The organism is Lentimicrobium saccharophilum, from assembly GCF_001192835.1.
GTDB classification, from domain to species: domain Bacteria; phylum Bacteroidota; class Bacteroidia; order Bacteroidales; family Lentimicrobiaceae; genus Lentimicrobium; species Lentimicrobium saccharophilum.
Map to the genome: position 1 here is coordinate 2,824,516 of NZ_DF968182.1, position 23,104 is coordinate 2,847,619.

Consider the following 23,104-nt stretch of genomic DNA (forward strand, 5'->3'; position numbering starts at 1 on the left):
GGCAGTTCGCGTTAATTTTGACTGATCGTAGTTTTAATGTTTACAGATAAATATATGGAATCCAACATCCTTGTAATATACACCGGCGGCACCATCGGCATGATACAGGACCCTGCCACGGGAGCCCTCACACCGTTTAATTTTGATGCCCTGTACAAGCACATCCCCATACTTCAGAATTTTAACTGTCGCATCGACTCCTACTGTTTTGATCCGCTTATTGATTCATCAAACATGAATCCCTCCTTCTGGATCAAACTGGCAAAGGTTATAGAGGAGAATTACGAGAAATACGACGGTTTCGTGGTGCTTCATGGCACCGATACCATGGCTTATACGGCATCCGTGCTGAGTTTTATGCTTGAGAATCTTAATAAGCCCGTGGTATTTACCGGCTCACAGCTGCCCATGGGAGTTTTGCGGACCGACGGCAGGGAGAATTTTATCAATGCCATTGAAATCGCGGCAGCCCGGGCCGAAGATACACCCATCGTCCCGGAAGTATCCATCTGTTTTGAAAACAGGCTGATGCGCGGGAATCGGACCAATAAATTCAACGCTGAAAATTTCAATGCCTTCCTGAGCGGAAACTATCCCCTGCTTGCCCAGGTGGGAGTGCACATCCGGTATAACCATCAGCATATTCTCAAACCAAACTTCAGGAAACTGAAAGTACATCTCAATCTTGACCCCAATGTGGCGATTTTGAAACTATTTCCGGGAATAACCGAAAACGTGGTCAGAAGTATCCTCAATATCCCGGGCCTGAAGGCACTTATTCTGGAGACATACGGAGCCGGAAACGCGCCCACGGATGCCTGGTTTTTAAAAGCACTCAGCGATGGTATTGCAGGCGGGATAACCATTTTTAACGTAACGCAGTGTAAAGGGGGCTCGGTTGAGATGGGCAAATATGAAACCAGTGTACAACTTGGAAGCATTGGTGTAGTGGGTGGATATGATATTACCACCGAATCGGCAGTTGCCAAAACCATGTATCTGCTCGGAGAGGGCTTTTCGGGGGGGCAACTTTCACAAATGCTGCAAACGCCGCTCAGGGGAGAATTAACCATCGATTAGAGAGACCCTTATCAATTAATTACAAACACTGAAAAAGTTCACCTGAAACATCATTTAGAATCTGTCTAAATTGCTAAAGTGTTGATTAACGGATAAATGATTAAAAGTGAAGGATTAAAAAATATGGTTGAAAACTTATTGTTCACATTTTTTTGTATTTTAGCGCCCTGAAATTCGAATAAGAGGCGTTAAGTTGAGCCTGTTACGGAGAGATGGCCGAGTGGTCGAAGGCGCACGCCTGGAAAGTGTGTATACGCCAAAAGCGTATCATGGGTTCGAATCCCATTCTCTCCGCCAATAATTTGAAAAACTGATAATTCACACAATAAACTGAAACAAAAACAAGTTCCTTTTAAAACAAAAATCAATAACCATTAACTATGAAAAAATTAATTGCGTTTTTGACGGTAGCAGGAATGCTCACTTTTGGAGTAACCAGCTTTGTTATGGCACAGGATGAGGCTGCTGCGCAGACTGAACAGACTGCTGACACTACAGTACAGGAAGAAGCTGCAGCTCCGCAGGAAACCCAGGAAACCCTGGTAGCTGAAGAAGAAGCGCCTAAATCATTCCATCAGGTGCTGAAACAAAAATTTATTGAAGGTTCACCCGGATGGATGTTCCCTGTGCTGCTCGTGCTTATCCTTGGTCTTGGTCTGGCCATTGAGCGCATCATTTATCTTAACCTTTCAACTACCAACACACAGAAACTGCTGAACAAAGTTGAAACAGCGCTTGAAATGGAAGGTGTAGGTGCTGCCAAAGAAATCTGCAAAAATACCCGCGGCCCCGTTGCCAGCATATTCTTCCAGGGTCTCGACCGTCACGACGAAGGTCTTGAAATGGTTGAAAAATCAATTGTTTCCTATGGCGGTGTATTGATGGGACGTCTTGAAAACAACCTTTCGTGGATTGGTTTGTTTATCGCCCTTGCCCCCATGCTCGGATTCCTTGGAACAGTTGTTGGTATGGTTCAGGCTTTTGACGCCATCGAAGCTGCCGGCGATATTTCTCCGACCGTTGTTGCCGGTGGTATGAAAGTGGCCCTCTTGACAACCGTATTTGGTCTTATCGTGGCCATTATCCTCCAGATCTTCTACAACTACCTGATCTCCAAGATCGACGGTATTGTAAACTCCATGGAAGATGCTACCATCTCGTTCATGGATATCCTGGTAAAACACAAAAACGCTAAAAAGTAAAACCCATGCAAGACAGTCCTTTAATCAACATAGGCCTCTACCTCGCTTATATCCTGATTGCTGTTGCTGCAATATCAGCGATAGTGTTCCCCCTGATCCAGACTTTCGGTAACTTCAAGAAAGCCAAGGGCGGATTGATCGGGTTTCTGGTGCTGGTTGGCTTGTTGTTGCTGGCTTTTGCTTTATCACCGGCCGAAACCGGCGCATTTTACGATAAGCATGAGATCTCGGCAACTACATCCAAAGTAATCGGAGGCGGCTTACTGGCTACCTATATCGTTTTTGGCGGTGTGGTCATAAGTATCCTCTATGCCGAAGTGGCAAAGTGGTTTAAGTAATTATCTCCTTTAAGAAAGGATGAACTATGGCAAGAAAAGTTCCCGAAATTAATGCCGGGTCAATGGCGGATATCTCCTTCCTCCTGCTGATCTTCTTCCTGGTTACCACAACCATGGATGTGGACTCAGGTATCGTCAGGAGATTACCTCCTCCCCCGGATCCCACGGCCGAAACTCCGGATGTTAAAGAGCGCAATGTTTTTAATGTGCTGGTCAATAAAAGCGACCGTCTGTTTGTAGAAAGCAGATGGGGCGACATCAGCACCCTGCGCGCAGAAGCAAAAGAGTTCCTGGCAAATCCCGGTAACCGTGAAGACCTTCCTGAGAAAAAACTTGAGACCATTCCCTTCCTGGGTGAATACCCGGTTTCGAAAGGCATCATCTCGCTTAAAAATGACAGGGGCACCTCGTATGATATGTACATTCAGGTACAAAACGAGTTGACCGCGGCAGTGAATGAACTCAGGGACGAACTCTCAAGACAAAAATTCGGGGTTAAATTTTCTGAATTAAGTCAGGAATATACTGACGCCATTCAGAAAGCCATCCCGATGTCAATTTCTGAAGCTGAACCTGAAGATATAGGAGGGACAAAGTAATATGGCACGGTTTAAGAAAGAAAAGTCAGGTGATTTACCTGCAATCAGCACTGCTTCGATGCCAGACATCATTTTTATGCTGCTATTCTTCTTCATGGTAACCACAACCATGCGTGAAGTTACCCTGAAGGTACGCAACACAATGCCTGAGGCCACCGAAGTTCAGAAACTGGAGAAAAAAGCACTGGTAAGTTTTATTTACATTGGTCCTCCTTATCAATCGAATCTCTACGGAACGGAATCGCGTATTCAGCTGAACGACAGTTTCCGCACCGTGGCCGACATCGCTGAATTCATATATACTGAAAGGGAAGCCCGTGTTGAAGCCGACCGTCCGCTGCTGACAACTTCACTTAAAGTTGACAGAGAGGTGAAAATGGGCGTTGTTACTGATGTTAAACAGGAACTTCGTAAAGTCGGCGCCTTTAAAATCAACTACTCTACCCGTAAAAAAGCGGCTAAATCACAAGATTAATTTTCATAGTTAATGATTCAAAAAGGGCGGTTCTTTGCAGAGCCGCCTTTTTTTTTGCAGAAAACCTTGCAGCCGGAAACCTATAAATTATAAACCTGCTTTAACACAGGGATTTCCACTTTGTCGAACCCTGCATCGTGAAGGTGTGACCGGTAGGCAGTTGTTGCATCCGCATCTCCATGAACCAGAAATGTCTTTTTAATCTTTTCCTTCGACTGACATCCCAGATAACTGATCATCTCCTGGTAATCACCATGGCCGCTGAATGCTTCGATCCGCTCAATCTTTGCCCTGACCTGGTGAATCACCCCGAAAATAGATACTTCAGGATCTCCCCTCAGAATCCGCGCCCCAAGGGTTGACGGGCTGCAGTAACCGACAGCCAGCACGGTGTTCTTCGGATTGCTCAGGTTATTGGCAAGGTGGTGCTTGATCCGTCCGGCTTCCATCATACCCGATGCAGAAATGATCACGCAGGGTTCATTCAGTGTATTCAGCTTTTTGGAGTCATCCGCACTCTTAATGTATTGCAGCGAACTGAAGCCGAAAGGATCCGGATCATTTTCCATTACTTCCTGTACGTCGCGGTTGAGGGTGTCTGTGTGCAGACGGAAGATATCGGTAGCATTGACCGCCAGCGGACTATCTACATAGATTTTCACTCTTGGCAGCTTTCCCTCATTGAAATAGTTATTCAGGGTATAAACTAACTCCTGGGTACGGCCAATGGCAAATGAAGGGATAATCAGCTTCCCCTTTTTGTCAGCACAGGTTTCGGTAACCACGCGCAGAAGTTCAGCTTCAGCATCCTGCCTCGCCGGATGCAGGCGGTCGCCATAGGTAGCTTCAGTAATAAGGTAATCACACTGCGGAAAAGCATCGGGTGGACGCAGGATGCGGTTTTCAGGCCTGCCGATGTCGCCGGTGTAGGCTATCCGGACAAAATCGCCCTTGTCACGTATTTCAATGCTGATAACCCCGCTGCCCAGCATATGGCCGGTATTGGTGAATTTCACCCTGATATCGTTGTCGATGTTGAACTTACGGTTGTAAGGAACCCCGATAAACAACTCCATACATTTGCGGGCATCGTCGAGGGTATACAGCGGTTCAACAGGCTTCAGTCCCTGACGGGCCCTCTTCTTGTTGAAATAGTAGTTATCGTTCTCCTGAATGTGCCCGCTGTCGGGAAGCATGATTGAGCATAAATCGCGGGTGGCATTGGTACACACTACCGACCCCCTGAAACCGTGACGGTACATATACGGGATCAATCCCGAATGGTCGATGTGGGCGTGCGACAGAATGATGTGGTCGACTTCCGCCGGATCCACACCCAGATCGCGGTTCATGGCATCGGTTTCAAGCCCCTTTCCCTGATATACCCCGCAGTCGAGCAGGATTTTTTTTCCTGCTTCTGTGGTAATAAGGTGCCGGCTTCCGGTTACCTCCCTGGCAGCGCCTAAAAATTGAAGTTTCATAATTGAGTGCTATGAGATGAATAAATCAGTGTTGGCTATTATGAATTTCAAATGTAGCCAAAATATGACACTTCAAACCCAATCCCGGAGAGAACAATTACAATAGGACCGAAAAAAATGACAGCCTGAATTCGACATTAAATTAATACATTTGATGTCCGAACTTCTTACCAGACTAACTATGGTTCTGAATTACATCTGGGTAGCTTTTTTTATCATCGCTTTTATAGTAGGGCTGTTCCGGCTGATTTTCATGGGAGATGTGTCTATTTTCCCGGAAATGATGAACAGCACTTTTGAGATGGCCAAAACCGGATTTGAGATTTCGCTGGGGCTTACCGGGGTGATGACCCTGTGGATGGGACTGATGAAGGTGGGTGAATCGGGCGGTATTGTCAACCTGATGTCAAAAGCCGTCGGGCCGCTCTTCAGCCGGCTGTTCCCCGAAATCCCCAAAGGCCACCCGGCCAGCGGATCCATTATGATGAATATCGCCGCCAATCTGCTGGGGCTCGACAATGCCGCAACACCGCTGGGATTAAAAGCCATGACCCAGTTGCAGGAGCTGAACAAGGACAAGGATACGGCAAGCAATGCCATGATCATGTTCCTGGTGCTGAATGCATCGGGACTAACACTTATCCCCGTGAGCATTATGGTTTACCGGGCACAGCTGGGGGCCGCCGACCCCTCCGATGTGTTTATTCCCATCCTGCTGGCGACCTTCTGCTCCACACTTACCGGAATTGTCGCGGTATCGGCATTTCAGAAAATAAACCTGTTCAACAGGGTGATCCTCGCTTACCTGGGAGGATTTACGCTGCTGATCGCGTCCATTATCTGGTACTTCAGCACCATCTCTCAGGAACAGGTAACGGTGATTTCCTCCGTAGCCGGAAATCTTATCCTTTTCGGGATCATTTTCTCATTCATTACCCTGGGGCTGGTCAAACGGATCAACGTTTATGAGTCGTTTATCGAAGGGGCAAAAGAAGGTTTCAGCATCAGCATCCGGATCATTCCCTACCTGGTTGCCATACTGGTAGCCGTAGGCGTTTTCAGGACCTGCGGTGCCATGGACTTTCTGGTACAGGGGATAGGAAGTGGTTTTGCCGCCCTGGGCATGAACACTGACTTTGTGGATGCCCTGCCCACCGCCTTTATGAAACCGCTCAGTGGCTCAGGTGCAAGAGGCATGATGGTGGATACCATGAAACAATATGGCGCGGATTCATTTGCAGGAAGGTTATCCTGTGTCTTTCAGGGCGCCGCCGATACCACCTTTTATATTGTTGCCGTCTATTTCGGATCCGTTGGCATTAAAAAGACCCGCTACGCCATCACCGCCGGACTGCTGGCCGACCTGGCAGGAGTAATAGCCGCCATTTTTGTAGCGTACTTGTTTTTTCACTGATCTGCAGCCCAAGATCTGAAGTGATTATATCCTTACAAGTATACTTTTTCAGAATTTCAGGCCCATTTTTCTGATTATATTCAGAATATCCGGCCTGTTTTTCTGAATAACAGTCAGTAAACCGCTACCGGACCTAAAAACAGTATTCAGCTTTTACATCTCATATTCTCTCCGGTATGATCACTGAGAATATCGGTAAACCACACAAATAGGAGGAATTAATCCACATTCCAAACCGGAGCGAAGCGGAGTTCACCGAAGGTAAATCCAAAATCCGAAATCCAAAATCCGAAATCCATGAACCCTCAGGCATTACTTAAGAAATACTTCGGTTACGATCATTTCCGCCTCAACCAGGAGGAAGTGATTATATCGGCATCAGCCCGCAAAGACACTCTGATAATTATGCCAACCGGAGGCGGGAAATCAGTTTGCTATCAGATTACGGCACTGATGAAAGAGGGGGTATATATCTTAGTCTATCCCCTGATCGCGCTGATGAAAGATCAGCTTGACGGAAGCCCCAACAACAAAACGCCCGGCAATAAATACCGGGCGTCCTTAAAATCGTACGCGGGAGGATTTTATCCCTTCAGTACTCCAAGTTCCTTACCAACTTTGGTAAAGGCTGCAATACATTTATCCAGATGCTCGCGCTTGTGGGCGGCTGAGATCTGAACGCGGATACGGGCCTGTCCTTTGGGCACAACCGGGTAGTAGAATCCGATCACGTAAATTCCTTCGTCCAATAATTTAGCGGCCATATCCTGGCTCAGTTTGGCATCGTAAAGCATCACGGCGCAAATGGCGCTGCGGGTTGGTTTGATGTCAAATCCCGCATCCACCATCCTCTTCACGAAATAAGCGGTATTCTCGTGCAAACGATCCTGCAGTTCATTGGTTTCGGCCATCATATCAAACATTTTGATACCGGCGGAAGCAACGGTGGGCGGGATGGAATTTGAAAAGAGGTAAGGACGTGAACGCTGACGCAGCATTTCGATGATTTCCTTTTTACCGGTGGTAAATCCGCCGATGGCGCCGCCAAAGGCCTTGCCCAGCGTACCGGTGATGATTTCAATCTTTCCGCGGATGTTGAAAAGCTCGGTTACCCCGCGACCGGTTTCGCCAACCACGCCGGCAGAGTGACATTCGTCAACCATCACCATGGCATCGTATTTCTGTGCCAGTTCGTGAATTTTGTCCATAGGGGCGACGTTTCCGTCCATAGAGAATACGCCGTCGGTAACGATCAGCCTGAAGCGCTGGGCCTGAGCAAGTTTCAGCTGCTCTTCCAGATCGGCCATATCGGCGTTGGCATAACGGTAGCGCTGTGCCTTGCAGAGCCGAACGCCGTCGATGATGGATGCGTGGTTCAGGGAATCAGAAATAATGGCATCCTCTTCACCGAGAAGGGGTTCAAACACACCACCGTTGGCATCGAAGCAGGCTGCATACAGAATGGTATCTTCCGTGCCGAAAAATTCGGCAATCTTGGCTTCCAGCCTTTTGTGAAGGTCCTGGGTGCCGCAGATAAAACGAACCGACGATAGTCCGTAACCGTGGGAATCGAGGGCTTCCTTGGCGGCGGCGATCAGCTTGGGATTGTTGGATAATCCGAGGTAGTTGTTTGCACAGAAGTTCAGCACTTCGGCGCCGCTGTTCACCTTGATTTCAGCTCCCTGGGGAGTGGTGATAACCCGTTCATTCTTGTAGAGTCCGGCTTCCCGGATGTCGGCCAGTTCTTTCTGCAGATGGGCCTGAAGACGATCGTACATAGTGTATTTTTTTAAAGTTACAGTTGATTGTTTTTGGAATAACAGTGGCGCAAAGATATCACTTTTGATTTTCAGGAAAAGGGATTTTGCAAATATTTAGCAGTGATTTTCAGCCTGTTTAAAAACAATGTGAATACCCTGAAATGCAACGATATGAAAACTGATCAAAGTTTTGTGATTCTGCAAATTATTGTACATTTGCCGCACTTATTGTTAACCGGTTAACAAACAAATAAACCTACTTAAACCCATGAAAAACATTTTAGTTATTGGCTCGGTGGGCCAGATCGGATCAGAACTCACCCTTGAACTTCGCAAAAGATATGGCAACGGCAATGTAGTTGCCGGATACCGCTCAACCTTACCCACCGGCGAACTGCTGGAATCGGGCCCCGCTGAGGTGGTTGACGCCACCAATGCCCAACAGATTGCTGATGTTGTTAAAAAGTATAAAATAGACACCATCTATAACCTGGCAGCCATTCTCTCGGCAGTGGGTGAAAGCAAACCCCAGGTTGCCTGGAATATCGGCATCGGCGGACTGATGAACTGCCTTGAGGTAGCCCGCGAATATGGCTGCGCCGTTTCAACCCCCAGCTCCATCGGCGCTTTCGGCGGTGGCACTCCCCTTGACAACACCCCACAGGATACCATCATGCGTCCGCAGACCATGTACGGCGTTTCAAAGGTTGCCGGTGAGCTGCTGAGCGATTACTATTTCAAACGTTTTGGCGTGGACACCCGTTCGGTCCGTTACCCGGGCATTATTTCAAACGTTACCCTGCCAGGCGGCGGCACCACCGATTACGCCGTTGAAATTTATTATGAGGCCATCAAACATAAAAAGTTCACCTGTCCGCTGGGCGCCGGCACCTTCCTCGATATGATGTACATGCCCGATGCCATCGAAGCCGCCATCGACCTGATGGAAGCCGATCCTTCAAAACTGAAGCACAGGAACTCCTTCAACGTGACCGCCATGAGCTTCGATCCGGAGATTATTGCCGCAGAAATTAAAAAGCATATTCCCGGTTTCGAAATGACCTACAATGTTGATCCCATGAAACAGGCCATCGCCAATTCGTGGCCCAACAGCATGGACGACAGTGCCGCCCGCCATGAGTGGGGCTGGAACCCGAAATGGAACCTCCGCGCCATGACCGAAGATATGCTGAAGGTGATCGGCGAGAAACATGCCAAAGGACTTATCTAAAATTTCTGATTTCGGATTTTTGATTTCGGATTGATAATTTCAACTTCTGATCTTTTACTTCTGACTTCCGATCCCAATTGCTTTCAGACCTAATTTCTATTGAGGTGACCTAACAAGTTTTCTTTTAACTTGTTAGGTCACCTTTTTTACTTTGATTTTTCGGATTTTCTATTTCTTCCCGTCAGCTATCGTGACCAATATCCATCGAGGTGAACTGACAAGTTTTCTATTTTAGTTGATCAGGTCTTTTTTTATCGACTCCGGGTTTTCAGATCCGCAGATAGCATCTGCAAACAGCGGAGGCTGTCATTTTTTTAATGTAATTTTGCAAACGCTGAGAAATCAGGCAATCCGAAATCCGAAATCACTTCATGCAAATCGCCGCCCTCGTATCCGGCGGAGTCGACAGCTCCGTAATGCTCCACCTGCTGAAAGAGCAGGGTTATGAGCCTGTGATCTTTTATATCCTTATCGGGATGAAGGACAAGGAAGGCTTTCTGGACTGCCCTTCGGAAGAGGATATTGAAATCACCACCTGGCTTTCGAAAAAATACGGGCTGCGCATGGAAGTGGTGACCCTGCAGGAAGAGTACTGGAACAGCGTGGTAGCCTATACGATTGATTCCGTAAAGAAAGGACTGACGCCCAACCCGGATGTGATGTGCAACCGCATGATCAAATTCGGCAGTTTCAACGATAAATACGGCAAAGACTTCGATGCGATTGCCACGGGGCATTACGCTTCAACCCAGTTCAGGGATGGCATCAAGTACCTGGCAACTGCAAAAGATAAGTTCAAGGACCAGACCGATTTCCTGGCCCAGATTACCTATGCGCAGCTGCAGAAACTGATGTTTCCGATTGGCGGGCTGCCTAAATCCGAGGTTCGCAGGATTGCCGCTGAAGCCCGGCTGCCCAGCGCCGGCCGCAAGGACAGTCAGGGCATTTGTTTCCTGGGAAAGGTGAACTACAACGATTTTATCCGGAAGTATGTGGGTGAAAAGGAAGGAAATATCGTGGAGCTGGAGACCGGGAAAATCCTGGGCAAACACAAAGGGTACTGGTTTCATACCATCGGACAGCGCAAGGGGCTGGGGCTAAGCCAAGGCCCCTGGTTTGTGGTGAAAAAGGATACGGAAGAAAACGTGGTTTACGTCTCGAACGGTTACGACCCCCTGACCCAGTACCGCAACAGCATTCAGCTTAAGGGATTCCATTTTATCTCGGGCAACCCCTGGCATGATTTGAGCCGGCCCGCGGATATTACCTTCAAGATCCGCCACACGCCCGAATTTAACAAGGGTAGACTGGTATTTACCGGAAGCGGGGCCGTTATAGAATCGGAAGTACCCGTTTCGGGGGTGGCCGCCGGACAGTTTGGCGTGGTTTACGATGCTGCGGGCGAACTCTGTTACGGCAGCGGGGAAATTGACTGGCAATAAACACAGCTGATTTTACATTTTTTTAACCCTGCGATAATTCAAGATTAATATCAATGTATTATTCTTGCAATCAAGTAAAAAAATATTGCAGGAAAAACATTACAAAACCATTGTTGTATCTGATGTGCACCTGGGAACAAAGAACTCCGGGGCAAGGCAACTGGTAAGATTTCTGAAAAAAAACAGCTGCGATACGCTCATCCTTAACGGAGACATTATTGATGGCTGGCGGCTGAAACGTTCAGGAAAATGGCAGAAAAAGCACAGCCGATTTTTCAGGCTGATTATCAACATTCTGGATCAAAAAAAAACAAGGATTATATATATCCGGGGGAATCATGATGATTTCCTGGATCAATTCATCCCTTTCACCTCCGGAAAATTCTCAATTGTGAAGGATTATATCCTCGAATCCGGCAACATGCGTTATTACGTTTGTCATGGTGACATTTTTGACCTGTTTACAAGCCGGCTGCGTTTTGTGGCAAAGCTTGGAGACACAGGCTATACTTTCCTCCTCTGGTTGAACCGCCGGATCAACAGATACCGGATCCACAAAGGCAAACCTTACTATTCCTTTTCTCAGGCTGTGAAACACAAAGTTAAAAGCGCAGTTTCATTTATCAGCAATTTCGAAAATGAAATGTGCAGGATAGCCCGCTATAATATGTGCCATGGAATCATCTGCGGGCACATCCACCAGCCTGCCAACAAAATGATTGACCATATCCATTATATGAACTCCGGGGACTGGGTTGAGAGTATGACTGCCCTGACAGAGGATTATCAAGGCAAGTGGGAAGTATATTATTATATTGAAAGTACGCCTGATTTAAGCAATGTAGTATTCCCTGAAAATTGAAACCCATTATATACTTTTTAAATCGAATATTTCTACATGGCCGAGAATCTCTCAAAAGAACATGATTATTCGCCCGGGGGTTTTCAACAACAACGGGCCTTCAAATCCATTCAAATACAAACATAATTAGCTGGCTATACAGCATTACAAAATAAAAAAATGCTGTGACTGGTAATTAATCCTTATATCAATGGATTAATTACAGGATATATCCCGAAATTTCTCTCCTAAGACTTCCAACCAACAGCAAAGTTATTTCAAAAAAATTGGATTTAAACAACAATGCTGAACCTCTCTGTTATTGGAATTTCATTCATAAATACAGGCCGCTTCTTTAGATCAAGTTTAAATAACAATCTGCTCTTGCCACAGGGCGATTGATTCGGTATTTTTGTTTTGCTGAAAGCGATACTCAACTGATTCACTACTATTCCGGGCTGCCAGGCATTACTTATATCACGCAAATCCATTAACCTAACAAAAATAACATTATGAAATTCTGTACAAGTTGTGGTAGTGAACTTCGCGAGGGCGTGAAATTCTGTCCCTCATGCGGCAAACCGATCCAGGCTGAGAGCCAGCCTCAATCCCCGGTCAACCAGCCCGTAACCCCGCCTCCCCCTCCGGTTTATCAGGCGCCTCAGCCGGCTTATGAAGAACCTGTTTACGGAACAACGAAACATACAAACCTTATTCAAAGGGTGATCAACATCATTATCAAGCCCAAAGAAGAATGGAGGGTAATTGCTTCGGAAAAGCCTGACACCACAAAGTTGCTGGTTGGTTACGCCCTGATCCTGGCTGCCATCCCGGCAATTGCTTCCTTTATCAAATTCGGGGTAATCGGGGTAACTTACTGGGGATATACCTCGCGCAGCATTGCCGGCGGCATTCAGTACGGACTTGTTCAGTTGCTCTCGGCCCTGATCGGCGTGTACATTCTTGCCTGGATCATTGATCTGCTTGCACCGTCCTTTGACTCAAAAAAAGATTTCGGAAGATCATTGCAACTGGCTGTATATTCCACAACGCCTCAATGGCTGGCCGGTATCCTTTTAATCCTGGGTACAAGTATGAGCATATTGGTACTGCTTATCGGACTATATGCCATTTACCTGCTGGCGGTTGGAATGCCGGTTCTTAAGGAGACCCCGAAAGAAAAAGTTGTGGGATATGTTGTTGTAACCATCATCGCCATGATTGTGCTGACATTTGTTGTCGCGCTGATTATCGGAGCTATTGTCGGCCTGTTCTTTGGCGCCAAAATGATGGGTATGTAACCCAGCTTAAAAAAGTTCATTAAACTGCCACACCATGAAATACTGCCCTCAGTGCGGAACCGGTTTTGAACCGGGCGCACGCTTCTGCAACGAATGCGGATTTGACAAACAGAGTCTTGAAACTGAAATAGCCGGAGCAGCATCCGCAGATCAATCTGATAAGCCCCGGCCGCAGCATCAGCAACTTTGTCCGAAATGCGCCGCTCCTTTGCCGGCTGAAGACCGGTTTTGCGCTGAGTGTGGCTTCGATAAACAGGCTGCGGCAGCAGCCGGAATAACGGCAACTGATTTCCCGGAAGAAACGCCACAGGAACCTGAAAAGCCGGCAAAAACATGCCCTGAATGTGCCGCCCTGCTTACCGATGAAGAACGGTTTTGTCCGCAATGCGGATTCGATACAGCAATGGCGGCGGCAGGTGGAGAAACGCCGGCGGATGCCGGATCTGCAGAGGTAATTGCTGACGCGGTTTCAAATGAACAGCCGGTGGAAGAGCCTGTTGCTGAATCTGTTACACCAGAACCTGTTTGCCCGCAATGCGGAGGTCCGTTGGCTTATGAAGAGCGCTTTTGCCCCGGATGCGGCTTCGACACCTCAGCAACCCCAAAAGAGCCGGCAATAATTACACCTCCGGCAGCACCGGAAGCGCCTCCTGAACCGCCTGCTCCCGTTGAACAGCAGGCCGACGGACAGTATTGCCCCAACTGCGGCGCATTTGTGGTATCAGGCGACCTTTTCTGCCAGGATTGCGGATACAGAATGACCGATATGGTTGCAGCCGCCACGGGCGAAGAAGTGAAACACGAAACCCAACTGCCTCCCCCGGTGGTTCCGGTTGTTGAAAAAACGGTTCACACCCCTCCGGTCGCTGCCCAGGCTCCGCCTCCGGCTGCCTTACCACCACAGCCTGTGGTATCAGAAGCCCGAAAACCTCAAAAAAGCAGGAAAGGAATCCTGATTGCCTTACTGGCGCTATTGGGCTTAGCGGTGTTGGGCGCAGGCGGGTGGTACGCTTATCAGCATTTCTTCAGCGGGACAAAAACAGAAGTAGCGGAAGTAATCCCTGCAGAAACAGTGCCGGAGCTTCCTGTAACTGAGCCGGAAATAATCCTGCCGGCAGAAGATTCGGCAAGCACTGAAATTGCTGAAGAGGTGCCGGTGGTAAAAGAACCTGAAAAAAAAGCCCCCAAACCGAAAAAGACGACGCCCAAAAAGCCGGCGGAAGCTCCGAAGCAACAACCCGCTCAGGAAGAGCCGGTGAAAAAAAACGAACCCCTGACCGTGGTAATGAAAAACACCACCACGTCCAAATCGCCGAGAACGCTTTACAACACCTTCAATACCGAACCGGTAAAGGGCAACCCTCCTTTTGCCAATAAGGTTAAGTTTGACAAGGCCATGGTTGTGACAAGGATTATCACTTTTCACTATAATGAAGGAAACGGGGCGCCCGCAGGCACCATCACCCTCGAAGGCCGTAAAAAAGAGACCGGCGGTCCATGGCAGGCACGGAATGCGCCCGGCAGCGACGGGACACCCAACGAAAAATGGATCTGCGAACCCAATGCACGAATGGAAGCAGGCACTTACAAGGTGGTAGTTTCGGATGATAAATCCTGGTCTTTCAACACAAAATCAGGCCGTAAGGGAATGGTGATTATTGAAGGTTACGAAGCAGACTGACCCGGTGATGGAAAAACCGCAGAACAAACAATGGAATGTAGTAAAAACGTGGATCATCCTCACGGTATTGTTCCTTTTCGGGTGCTTTACCCCGGCATTGTCCGGCATCGACGGGATGAACGGCGGATTTGCCATCATCACCATTTGTGGTTTTCTGGTGATTTGCGGAATCATCGTGATAGCAGTTTATCTGAAACGCGCCCGGCAACTTGACAGGATGATCAGCGACGATCAGAATCTGGCCAGATGGGAGATCGATAAACCGCTCTGGGATAGATACATTGAACTTGATTTTTCCGAAGATAAGTCAATCAGCAAAGGAACTTTTATACTGATTTCCGTGATATCAGTCGTAATCGGAATAGCTCTGAGTCTTCTTGCCGGAGATATCCTTATGCTCTATATATGTCTGGGAATCATTGCTATATTGATAATTCCGGCCTTTACTTTTCCCTGGTTCAGAAAAAGAAATAAACTTAAGAGCCCTGCATTGGTCATTATTTCCGAATACTCGGTTTATGTAGGCGGGGCTTATAACAACTGGAATATGCTCGGTTCAAAACTCGACGGTATTTCGCTGGACAAAACGGATAAACTGCTTCTCATGCGCTTCAATATGAGTTATCCTGCGCGGACCGGAATTGAGCATTATGAAATAAGGGTGCCTGTCCCTGAAGACCGGGAGGAAGAAGCCAGCCGCATCCGGGAACATTTCGGTTATTAAACAGATTGATCATTAATCATAAAATCACAGAATTATGGCTTTTTGTGGAAATTGCGGAACCCGTCTGAAAGACGGCGCCGTTTTTTGTCATGAATGCGGAGCACGGCAGGATGCCGGAGCAGCACCACCCGTCAGGCAAACCATGCAACCCCCTTCAGCTCCGCCCCCGCCCGTGTATCAGGCCCCACCACCTCCGCCACCCGCCACGGCAGTAACAGGCGCGATAAAATTCAGCGTTGAAGAGAAACAGATGCTGAAAATGGTGAAGGTTGAGATGCAGAACACGATGTTCCGCTGCGAATCGGGCGCCATGTACTACATGCAGGGCAACCTTCAGATAGAATCAAAAATGCCCTCGGCCGGTGGGTTGCTCAAATCAATGGTGACAAAAGAAACAGCTTTTAAGCCCACCATCAGCGGAACCGGAACAGTTTATCTGGAACCAAGTTTCGGAGAGTTTACCATTATGGATCTTAAGAATGAAACCTGGATCCTGGACAAAGGCGCTTATTATGCTTCGGAAATGGGCATAGAAGTCGGCCTCTGGACCAACAAGGCCATCAGCGGGCTGTTTTCGGGTGAGGGATTTTTCCAGACGCAGGTTTCAGGGACGGGCAAAGTGATTGTGGTCTCCAACGGCCCGCTTGAAGAAATTAACCTGGTAAATGACCGGCTGGTGGTTGACGGTTCCTTCGCCATTGCACGCACGGCAGGTATTGATTTTACCGTGAATAAAGCGACCAAGGGCCTCTTTTCATCCTGGACATCGGGCGAGGGCATCGTGAATACCTTTACCGGCACCGGCAAGGTGCTGATTGCCCCTGCCGCAAACCGTCATGTTACCATGATGAACTACCTGGGATCGATTTACCGCAGGGTGATTGCGATAAAGAATTCATAAAACGCAGATCCGGCCCGGTAATATTTCACCGGTAAAAACCGGATTATTCTTTCGTGAAGGTGATTTTCCATAATCCGCGGAAATCACCTTCTTTATAACCTGTTGCCAGGTCACCGGGATATTGCTGCCTGATAACTTCAAGTGTTCCGGGCAGGATGTCTTTCCCCGCTGCTCCATGGCAACTGAGACAGGCCGGCATCGCCACCCTGATGGGTTTGTAATAAATCAGGGCACTGTCTTCGTTAAAGATCAAGGGCGATGCAGCGTTTAAAGAACCCAATTTTTTCAGCAGGGCCGCTTCTTTTTCGCCGGGCTTATTGGCGGGATTGCGGTATTTATCAGATATCCTCTGAATCCTGCAGTTATATTTCAGCGCAAGTGAATCGGTAAGCGCCATGGCACGTTCGTTACAGAAAGCGACCGCGTGGCCTGCCCCTCCGGCTTTAGTGGCAAGCATCACGTTTGACAGTAAGACCTGTTGAACAGCCACCGTAATTGAATCGCCAAGCTGTATAAAAGCAGTGGTATCAAATCCCCTGCTGTCTGAATTGCCAGGCTGATTTGATTGATTGCAGGAAATAAGAACAAACAGAAGCAGGAAAGAGATGCCGGAAAGTAGTTTTCTCATAGGATTTTTAATGTTTAATCAATGTTGTCCGGTTAAGTTATGAGATTCTTCTCCCGCAAAATGCGGGATCAGAATGACTTTGACTTACATGGGTTTGATGGGGAGGGGGCTTGGTGGCGGCTATACCGCCACCAAGCCCCCTTTGATTATCTTTAATGTATTGTCATTCTGAACGCAACGTAGTGAAGTGAAGAACCGATCCCGATACCATCGGGAGAGCTCACCGAAGGTAATCTCATAACTCATTCTAAAAATTTACCGGACAAAAATGATATTTAATGATCAGCATGATTTGCCCTAAGTTTTCCGGAATAGAAAAAAAGCAGATAGAGCACAAAAAAAGTGAACAGATTCGCGACCAGCACTGCCATAAACCCGCTTCCGTAAATAAACAGTACAGACAGGATAAGAAATGCAGTATTTACCAGCACAGCCCTGAACATAGCCTTCAAACGGATCAGATCAAAGCCTTGCTGTTCATTTTTTTCCTTAGAGAATGCAACCAGGGCCAGGCCGGTCAATAAAGTCAGCAGGGTCAGCTCATCGGAGAAATTTGTCCGGAAAGTCACGAACATTTTAGTTTCCAGGAAGGCCGAGTAAACGGCAAAAACCGGGATTTTCAACCTGAAATCAAACCAGGTGAACAGCACCGCCAGCAATACGCCGGCGGAAGACAGTATCATACCGGGCAACTTCCACCGGTAAGGCAATAAAAGCTTGTTCATTGACAATGAATCAAATACAAATGTGAAAATATTATACCATCCCGCGCTGAAATCAGTTTTCAGCACTGGAATAAACCGGAAAAGTCACGCTGGTTTCATCGTCAAAGTCGACCCTGACTCCAACCATCCCAAACTTATGGTTAGCAATGTAGGTGATTTTCTGAATCCCGCCGCTCTTAATGTCAATCGGGGTGGTTTCAACCTGAATGGTTTTGATCAGGAAAAATCCGTACGGATAGTCATCAACCCCGGTTTTACTGACTACCTTCCTTTCTTTACCGGTATTGCCAACCGGGTAGGTGTCGCCAACCTTCGAATCGTACTTCACCAGTACACCGGCACCCGGGCCCGTAAGGCATTTAATGCCTTCGGTGGTCTGCTGCATCTTCAGGTTGGTGATGGTGACATCATCGCCGTTGATGGTAACGCCGGGGAAACCCGAAACCATGTTTTTGATAAAAGTGTTGGTAACTTTGGCCGAGGCGGTATAGGTCGAAACACCATCCTTCAGCTCGGTAACTACCGCTGAAAAGTCGCTTACTCCCGCTATTTCAGCAGAACTGGATGAAACGATAACACCAACCTCGCCCATGGGTGACTGGTCGCCCTTGAGTTCATTCGCATCTTCCTTGTCAAGGATTTTCTCGCAGGATAAGCAGAAAACGCTGACTGAGATGCCAAGCAGAATTACAAACAGCTTTTTCATGTGAGGATAATTGATTAAATGTGAAGTAAATTAAGAGGTCTCATATTATTGATATTAAAAGCATTACGCTTTCAAAATCAACCGATCGTCCATAAAGATTAATAAAACCGATTCCCGCACTTTCCGCAGAATTTTACGCCCGGTTTCAGTGGATTTCCGCACTTAGGACAGAATTTGGGCGTAGAAGCAGGTTTCATAACCGTACCACCCGCCTGCATTGGAGTAGCGGGTGGAGTTGCTGCCGGCATGACCGGGGCAGCAGGGATAGTTACATTCACCGGACCGGAAGCCGGCTGTCTCTTTCTCCGGCGCCTGCGGATCAACAGCAGCAACAGTAACAACAGCAATAAAAATCCTGCTGCAATCAAAACATAAACCATCCTTTTGTCGGTTCCGGTCTTCAGGATAATAGCTGAAGACTTTTCCTCAAAAGTGTTGACCCTGGGATTCGCCTCCATCGATTTCAGCGCAGCAACAGCCTCTCCGGAGGAAGCAATCATTTCGGCCGATGTCGCCACCACCTTTCCTGAAACCTCATCCCAGCGGCTTTTCAGGAGCGGATCCTCCGGAGTTTGAAGAACACCCGGTGCAAGGATGATAAGTGACTCCATTCCCGACCGGTATGCACCGGCTGAACTGAATAAGCGTGCTGCCTTTTCGGGAGACTCCACCGTAAGCCAGTGAATCTTCAGTTCATGCTGCTCAAACCAGCGGTTGAATTCAGGATAACCTTGTAACATCTGGTTCAACGCCTGAACGGGCAAGGAGCCATTGCTGAGCTTGAGTTGTTTGTCATTTAATGCCGGAACGCCTTTCATTAGCAGGGCCTCCTGCCCGTTACCGGCCATCGCGGCGGGAAACAGCGACCAGTGAGCACCGGTGTTTTGGGTCACCGGATTTATCAAACCCTGTTCAATGCATTTATTGGCATAGATCAGCACGGCGTCACTTTCAGCCCACAAATTGCGGAAGCTGCAGAATTCAAGGGCAACGCTTGAAGCATGATAGGCGGCATTGAGGGCATTTTTGGTTTTGTCAATGTACTCCAGATGCTTCTGGATTTTCGCAAAATTGAGTGTTTTTACATCCCAGATAATTACAGCCCCTTTGACTATAAGATCTGCAAAAAGATCCGTATAAGCCTTAAAATCATCCAGATTAAGCCTCCAGGCAGCCACATCCGTGTATTGCTGCCGGATATCGGTGGAACGGTCGCGCAAGGCCGGTTGTAACTGTCCGTATACCGCGTGTACTTTCGCCGGATCCTGGTTTAAAAGCTTCAGTACTTCCGATGTCTGTCCGGCGTAAAACTTTGCCACCAGCTTATCGGCAATCATGTCGGGGAACGGAAGGTAATAAACAACAGCATCCACCACAGCATCCATCATCTGCTTCTGCTTTTCGGTGAGCGCATAATTGGCAGCATGGCCCAGCAACCGGTAATATTCATCCGTCGGCAGTTTCTTTACCTGTGCAATAACCTCCAATAAAAAATTCTGGGCAATATTGCGTTTGGCAGCATCCTCACTTATACCAAGCAGATGCTGGTTAACATAGCCTGTGGCCTGCACGCCCGCATCCGACAACTGTTTGCCGGTTTCGGTATTGCCCAGCCAGTTCCCGACCTTCTCATTGAATTTAAACTTTTCGGCGGCGTAAAACATCAGGAACTTCAGCGCTTCATAACTTTGCTGACCGAACACCTTGGCGCAGTCACGCACATACCTCGCGGATCCTTTGATATTGGTCATCAGCATACCGATCACATGCAGTTTTTCCTCAATGTACATGGCATCCTGGTGACCTCCGGAACAGAGGCTGTTTTCCATTTCAAGCAACTTCGTCAGGACATTTGCTTTAAAATCCATCGCCTTGAGGGTGGTTACCACCGGGGGCTCCCCCGCATTCTGCGCATCAACAACAGCGGCATCCCCGCCGGCCAGCAGGTCCAGGGCTTCGGTAAGCGCGCCCTTCCTGCGGCCGGTAAGGTCAGCGATTTTCGCTTCCAATGGTTCAATCTGCATTGTCCGGTCATAATCTCCTGAAAACAGCCTTCTTTTCCCTTCAAAATCCCTGACCACCAGTTTAAACTTTCCCGATGGCTCCGTAATGGCCGAAAATCCTCCCTTTTCATTTTCGAGCATCTGAATAAACATTGCCCGGTCTTCTTTAAAATAAAGGTTATAGACCTTCTGAAATTCTGCTTTGTCAAACTTCCGGCTGGCAAGAAATACCACCGCATCGTTGACCGGTGTCTTTTTGTTCGGGACAGTCATGTAGCTTTCAGGAAGCAATGCATAAATACTGCTCTCCAGGTTGTAATACTCAAGCTGTGGCAACAGCACTTTATAGGGCAGAATTTCCATCCCGGGTTTGAGGATATAAATATCCTGCTCAAGGGTTTTATAAACCGAGAGATAGGCCTGGGTGGTCTCGGTTTTTTCGCTCAGCGAAGGATAGCTGGCCTTCAGCAGAAACAGATCGTAATTATCAATCAGTCCTCCGGTGTTTTCGCCCCTTTTTTCATCAGTCGCTTTTATGATGGGCGCTTCAAGCACAAGCACTGCATTCCCCTGGGCGTTTGTTACCGTTTCCTTCGAGATAACCTTCAATCCAGCAGGAACCGACCAGGAGATGGTTTTCCCCTCAACAGGCCTTCCGTTTTCATCTTCGAAATGAAATACGGCCTTTGTCCTGCTGCGCCCGTCGCCGACAATTTTATTCTGGCTGAATACAATGCCTGTCTTTTCTGTTTTTACTTCTTCTTCTTTGGTTCCGGCGGCCTCGCTGCTTTTTTTCTGACCGGCATATTCAAATAAAATGGGGGGTATGTAAACAAAAACACCATGGTTGGGCATAGGCATATATGCCGAAGGCATGCCCATATCGCGAATGCTGTAGTTCTCCACATACTTTTGCTCCGAAGCGGGCAGGCCGATGAAGGCTTTTTTGAAGCCGGTCATCCCGGCCATCTTACCCATAGCATCATTGAATTCGGTAAACTCTTCATTGCTGAACAATATCCCGTTAGCTTCTCCCGGTGCAGATGCCTCCCCGAATGTACCCTCTCCGCCGCGGGTTATATCCAGATACCAGCTGGATTGCCCCGTAATATCCTTCCCATAATATACCCCGGGAATTATGTTCCCGTTCCGGCCGTCGGTGGCTTTTGTAATTTCAATTTTTGCTTTGCCCTTAACACCGTTCAGTTCACACACAATATATACAAAATTGTCGCCCTCTTTTTTAGGGATCAGGGTGATAGGGTTCAGTCCTTCGCGGAAAGTTTCAAGGGCAATATTTGTGGCCAGCTTCTGATTGGCAGCATAATCCGTTGAACCGGTGGCCCTGGCCATAAATTTCTGCATGAAACGGAACATAAAATACACCATGCGCTGCGATGATTTCACCGGCGTCCCGAACATGGGGCTGGTAAATTTGACCAATGCCACGCCCGATTGCATGTTAACCTCGGTTTCATCGGGAAAACCGGAACTGACACCTATTTTTACCTTGCCGCTCATAGTGGTAATTACTTCCCCTTCGCCGTTCCGGGCCGAAATCACCAGGGTGGTAAAATCCTCCCCGTCGCCGGCAAGTTGCGGTTTCCCGGGCTCCACCAGCAACCTGAACGATTCCTGCGGAAATCCTGTAAGGGCCATCAGTAATATTAATCCTGCGATTATTGTCCGTTTCATAGTTTATTCATTTTCAAAATAACCGGGGATGGAATTGTACTCTTTTTCAACCGGAGATTTCTTCGGAATACTCTTGTACCAGTAATATCCGAACAAGCCGGCAATGGCAACGACAATAACAAGTATTACAATCAGGCAACCGGAACAACATCCCCTTTTTTTCTTTTTTTGCTGCTGCGGATAAGTTGAATCATCAGGAGTTTCAGTCATAAAAATACGTTTAGAGTCCGGTACTATATATTATAATCGGTGTAATTATCAGATATTAAAGGTTTTCTGGTCAAAACAGAACAGGTAGCTTCAAACCATCGGTAAGTCAGGTGAAAGGTAACGCAAAAACCCTTTCTTGTCAATATATTTTAGCCTTCTGCAAGAGAAATTATGTATAAACGGGCTGGCCAAACCGGTAAAATTTAAGCCAATTTTAATGCTATCCGGGGCCGCAATGCTATAACGCTGATTATCTGTTCATTATCTTATTTATAATGCATTTAACGCTCATACATACATACATCTATATTGCTATTTTTCTGCTATTTACGGAATTCTGACTGCCTGCTGATAAACAAAACTTTTGTTTGGTATTTGAATAATTTGTTTCTTTGCAGGCTCAAACCAAAAAAGGAGAAAAAATGTCAGACATTGCAACAAAAGTAAAAGCTATCATCGTTGATAAGCTTGGCGTTGATGAGAACGAAGTGACTCCCGAAGCAAGTTTCACCAACGATTTAGGTGCAGATTCTCTTGATACCGTTGAACTGATCATGGAATTCGAAAAGGAATTCAACATTGCCATCCCCGATGATCAGGCTGAAAAAATCGGTACTGTAGGCGACGCCATTGCTTACATCGAAAACAACACCAAATAAGGATTTTC

General features: G+C 47.4%; 22 protein-coding genes and 1 tRNA gene. 16 read left to right on the forward strand and 7 right to left on the reverse strand.

Annotation, left to right across the window (positions count from 1 at the left end; translation table 11 throughout):
• The first annotated feature begins 54 nt into the window (after positions 1–54).
• The 6 genes from TBC1_RS10885 (at position 55) to TBC1_RS10910 (ending at position 3,694) form a co-directional block, all read left to right on the forward strand.
• Positions 55–1,080, forward strand: a complete 1,026-nt coding sequence (locus tag TBC1_RS10885; protein WP_062043008.1) for an asparaginase — start codon at positions 55–57, stop codon at positions 1,078–1,080.
• 206 nt (positions 1,081–1,286) lie between these two features.
• A tRNA-Ser gene (locus TBC1_RS10890) sits at positions 1,287–1,377 on the forward strand.
• Positions 1,378–1,460: 83 nt separating this feature from the next.
• Positions 1,461–2,282, forward strand: coding sequence for a MotA/TolQ/ExbB proton channel family protein (locus TBC1_RS10895; RefSeq protein ID WP_062042097.1), 822 nt, complete (start codon positions 1,461–1,463; stop codon positions 2,280–2,282).
• Between the two features lie 5 nt (positions 2,283–2,287).
• A complete protein-coding gene (locus tag TBC1_RS10900; protein ID WP_062042100.1) occupies positions 2,288–2,620 on the forward strand; it encodes a hypothetical protein in 333 nt (110 codons plus the stop codon).
• Positions 2,621–2,646: 26 nt separating this feature from the next.
• Complete coding sequence (locus TBC1_RS10905; protein WP_062042103.1) at positions 2,647–3,219, forward strand: ExbD/TolR family protein; 573 nt, start codon at positions 2,647–2,649, stop codon at positions 3,217–3,219.
• A 1-nt stretch (position 3,220) separates the two neighbouring features.
• Positions 3,221–3,694 carry an ExbD/TolR family protein gene (locus TBC1_RS10910; RefSeq protein ID WP_062042106.1) on the forward strand — a complete coding sequence of 158 codons (474 nt, stop codon included), beginning with the start codon at positions 3,221–3,223 and terminating at the stop codon, positions 3,692–3,694.
• Positions 3,695–3,774: 80 nt separating this feature from the next.
• Here TBC1_RS10910 and TBC1_RS10915 read toward each other — a convergent pair whose 3' ends face one another.
• Positions 3,775–5,175, reverse strand: a complete 1,401-nt coding sequence (locus TBC1_RS10915; protein ID WP_062042109.1) for an MBL fold metallo-hydrolase RNA specificity domain-containing protein — start codon at positions 5,173–5,175, stop codon at positions 3,775–3,777.
• Between the two features lie 181 nt (positions 5,176–5,356).
• Between TBC1_RS10915 and TBC1_RS10920 the strand changes: the two genes are divergently transcribed.
• Entirely contained in the window at positions 5,357–6,589 is a 1,233-nt protein-coding gene (locus TBC1_RS10920) for a nucleoside recognition domain-containing protein (RefSeq protein WP_062042112.1), read from the forward strand.
• A gap of 297 nt (positions 6,590–6,886) precedes the next feature.
• Entirely contained in the window at positions 6,887–7,267 is a 381-nt protein-coding gene (locus tag TBC1_RS17820) for a DEAD/DEAH box helicase (RefSeq protein WP_137305595.1), read from the forward strand.
• Here the strand turns inward: TBC1_RS17820 and kbl are convergent.
• Positions 7,174–8,367 carry a glycine C-acetyltransferase gene (gene kbl, locus TBC1_RS10925; protein ID WP_062042115.1) on the reverse strand — a complete coding sequence of 398 codons (1,194 nt, stop codon included), beginning with the start codon at positions 8,365–8,367 and terminating at the stop codon, positions 7,174–7,176. The two genes, TBC1_RS17820 and kbl, sit on opposite strands and share 94 nt — an antisense overlap.
• Before the next feature lie 250 nt (positions 8,368–8,617).
• Here kbl and TBC1_RS10930 point away from each other — a divergent pair, with 250 nt between their 5' ends.
• The 7 genes from TBC1_RS10930 (at position 8,618) to TBC1_RS10965 (ending at position 16,470) form a co-directional block, all read left to right on the forward strand.
• Positions 8,618–9,580, forward strand: coding sequence for an NAD-dependent epimerase/dehydratase family protein (locus tag TBC1_RS10930; RefSeq protein WP_062042118.1), 963 nt, complete (start codon positions 8,618–8,620; stop codon positions 9,578–9,580).
• Between the two features lie 371 nt (positions 9,581–9,951).
• Positions 9,952–11,022, forward strand: a complete 1,071-nt coding sequence (gene mnmA, locus TBC1_RS10935; RefSeq protein ID WP_062042121.1) for a tRNA 2-thiouridine(34) synthase MnmA — start codon at positions 9,952–9,954, stop codon at positions 11,020–11,022.
• Between the two features lie 64 nt (positions 11,023–11,086).
• Positions 11,087–11,884, forward strand: coding sequence for a UDP-2,3-diacylglucosamine diphosphatase (locus tag TBC1_RS10940; RefSeq protein ID WP_236695657.1), 798 nt, complete (start codon positions 11,087–11,089; stop codon positions 11,882–11,884).
• A 491-nt stretch (positions 11,885–12,375) separates the two neighbouring features.
• Entirely contained in the window at positions 12,376–13,164 is a 789-nt protein-coding gene (locus TBC1_RS10950) for a Yip1 family protein (RefSeq protein ID WP_082189612.1), read from the forward strand.
• A 34-nt stretch (positions 13,165–13,198) separates the two neighbouring features.
• Positions 13,199–14,845, forward strand: a complete 1,647-nt coding sequence (locus TBC1_RS10955; protein ID WP_062042130.1) for a zinc ribbon domain-containing protein — start codon at positions 13,199–13,201, stop codon at positions 14,843–14,845.
• Positions 14,846–14,852: 7 nt separating this feature from the next.
• The gene (locus TBC1_RS10960) at positions 14,853–15,569 is read left to right on the forward strand and encodes a hypothetical protein (protein WP_137305597.1); all 717 of its coding nucleotides are present in this window, start codon (positions 14,853–14,855) and stop codon (positions 15,567–15,569) included.
• Positions 15,570–15,603: 34 nt separating this feature from the next.
• Positions 15,604–16,470 carry an AIM24 family protein gene (locus tag TBC1_RS10965; RefSeq protein ID WP_137305673.1) on the forward strand — a complete coding sequence of 289 codons (867 nt, stop codon included), beginning with the start codon at positions 15,604–15,606 and terminating at the stop codon, positions 16,468–16,470.
• 43 nt (positions 16,471–16,513) lie between these two features.
• Here TBC1_RS10965 and TBC1_RS10970 read toward each other — a convergent pair whose 3' ends face one another.
• The 5 genes from TBC1_RS10970 to TBC1_RS10990 all read right to left on the reverse strand — a co-directional run bounded on the left by TBC1_RS10970 (position 16,514) and on the right by TBC1_RS10990 (position 22,437).
• Positions 16,514–17,098, reverse strand: coding sequence for a Tll0287-like domain-containing protein (locus TBC1_RS10970; protein ID WP_062042136.1), 585 nt, complete (start codon positions 17,096–17,098; stop codon positions 16,514–16,516).
• 275 nt (positions 17,099–17,373) lie between these two features.
• Positions 17,374–17,823, reverse strand: a complete 450-nt coding sequence (locus TBC1_RS10975; protein WP_137305599.1) for a hypothetical protein — start codon at positions 17,821–17,823, stop codon at positions 17,374–17,376.
• A 52-nt stretch (positions 17,824–17,875) separates the two neighbouring features.
• A complete protein-coding gene (locus TBC1_RS10980; RefSeq protein ID WP_062042142.1) occupies positions 17,876–18,529 on the reverse strand; it encodes a hypothetical protein in 654 nt (217 codons plus the stop codon).
• A 98-nt stretch (positions 18,530–18,627) separates the two neighbouring features.
• Positions 18,628–22,227, reverse strand: coding sequence for a zinc-ribbon domain-containing protein (locus TBC1_RS10985; protein ID WP_062042145.1), 3,600 nt, complete (start codon positions 22,225–22,227; stop codon positions 18,628–18,630).
• Positions 22,228–22,230: 3 nt separating this feature from the next.
• On the reverse strand, positions 22,231–22,437 hold the full coding sequence (locus tag TBC1_RS10990) for a hypothetical protein (RefSeq protein WP_062042147.1): 207 nt from the start codon (positions 22,435–22,437) through the stop codon (positions 22,231–22,233).
• 422 nt (positions 22,438–22,859) lie between these two features.
• Between TBC1_RS10990 and TBC1_RS10995 the strand changes: the two genes are divergently transcribed.
• Positions 22,860–23,096: an acyl carrier protein gene (locus TBC1_RS10995; protein ID WP_062043017.1), complete on the forward strand. Its 237-nt coding sequence runs from the start codon at positions 22,860–22,862 to the stop codon at positions 23,094–23,096.
• Positions 23,097–23,104: the final 8 nt, after the last annotated feature.

Coding starts and splice junctions, on each gene's coding strand:
- TBC1_RS10895 (WP_062042097.1), top strand. CDS start 1,461: ATGAAAAAATTAATTGCGTTTTTGACGGTAGCAGGAATGCTCACTTTT.
- mnmA (WP_062042121.1), top strand. CDS start 9,952: ATGCAAATCGCCGCCCTCGTATCCGGCGGAGTCGACAGCTCCGTAATG.
- TBC1_RS10960 (WP_137305597.1), top strand. CDS start 14,853: ATGGAAAAACCGCAGAACAAACAATGGAATGTAGTAAAAACGTGGATC.
- TBC1_RS10995 (WP_062043017.1), top strand. CDS start 22,860: ATGTCAGACATTGCAACAAAAGTAAAAGCTATCATCGTTGATAAGCTT.
- TBC1_RS10980 (WP_062042142.1), bottom strand. CDS start 18,529: ATGAAAAAGCTGTTTGTAATTCTGCTTGGCATCTCAGTCAGCGTTTTC.
- TBC1_RS10985 (WP_062042145.1), bottom strand. CDS start 22,227: ATGAAACGGACAATAATCGCAGGATTAATATTACTGATGGCCCTTACA.
- TBC1_RS10930 (WP_062042118.1), top strand. CDS start 8,618: ATGAAAAACATTTTAGTTATTGGCTCGGTGGGCCAGATCGGATCAGAA.
- TBC1_RS10910 (WP_062042106.1), top strand. CDS start 3,221: ATGGCACGGTTTAAGAAAGAAAAGTCAGGTGATTTACCTGCAATCAGC.
- TBC1_RS10955 (WP_062042130.1), top strand. CDS start 13,199: ATGAAATACTGCCCTCAGTGCGGAACCGGTTTTGAACCGGGCGCACGC.
- TBC1_RS10970 (WP_062042136.1), bottom strand. CDS start 17,098: ATGAGAAAACTACTTTCCGGCATCTCTTTCCTGCTTCTGTTTGTTCTT.
- TBC1_RS10915 (WP_062042109.1), bottom strand. CDS start 5,175: ATGAAACTTCAATTTTTAGGCGCTGCCAGGGAGGTAACCGGAAGCCGG.
- TBC1_RS10900 (WP_062042100.1), top strand. CDS start 2,288: ATGCAAGACAGTCCTTTAATCAACATAGGCCTCTACCTCGCTTATATC.
- TBC1_RS10885 (WP_062043008.1), top strand. CDS start 55: ATGGAATCCAACATCCTTGTAATATACACCGGCGGCACCATCGGCATG.
- TBC1_RS10920 (WP_062042112.1), top strand. CDS start 5,357: ATGGTTCTGAATTACATCTGGGTAGCTTTTTTTATCATCGCTTTTATA.
- TBC1_RS10975 (WP_137305599.1), bottom strand. CDS start 17,823: ATGAACAAGCTTTTATTGCCTTACCGGTGGAAGTTGCCCGGTATGATA.
- kbl (WP_062042115.1), bottom strand. CDS start 8,367: ATGTACGATCGTCTTCAGGCCCATCTGCAGAAAGAACTGGCCGACATC.
- TBC1_RS10905 (WP_062042103.1), top strand. CDS start 2,647: ATGGCAAGAAAAGTTCCCGAAATTAATGCCGGGTCAATGGCGGATATC.
- TBC1_RS10990 (WP_062042147.1), bottom strand. CDS start 22,437: ATGACTGAAACTCCTGATGATTCAACTTATCCGCAGCAGCAAAAAAAG.
- TBC1_RS17820 (WP_137305595.1), top strand. CDS start 6,887: ATGAACCCTCAGGCATTACTTAAGAAATACTTCGGTTACGATCATTTC.
- TBC1_RS10950 (WP_082189612.1), top strand. CDS start 12,376: ATGAAATTCTGTACAAGTTGTGGTAGTGAACTTCGCGAGGGCGTGAAA.
- TBC1_RS10965 (WP_137305673.1), top strand. CDS start 15,604: ATGGCTTTTTGTGGAAATTGCGGAACCCGTCTGAAAGACGGCGCCGTT.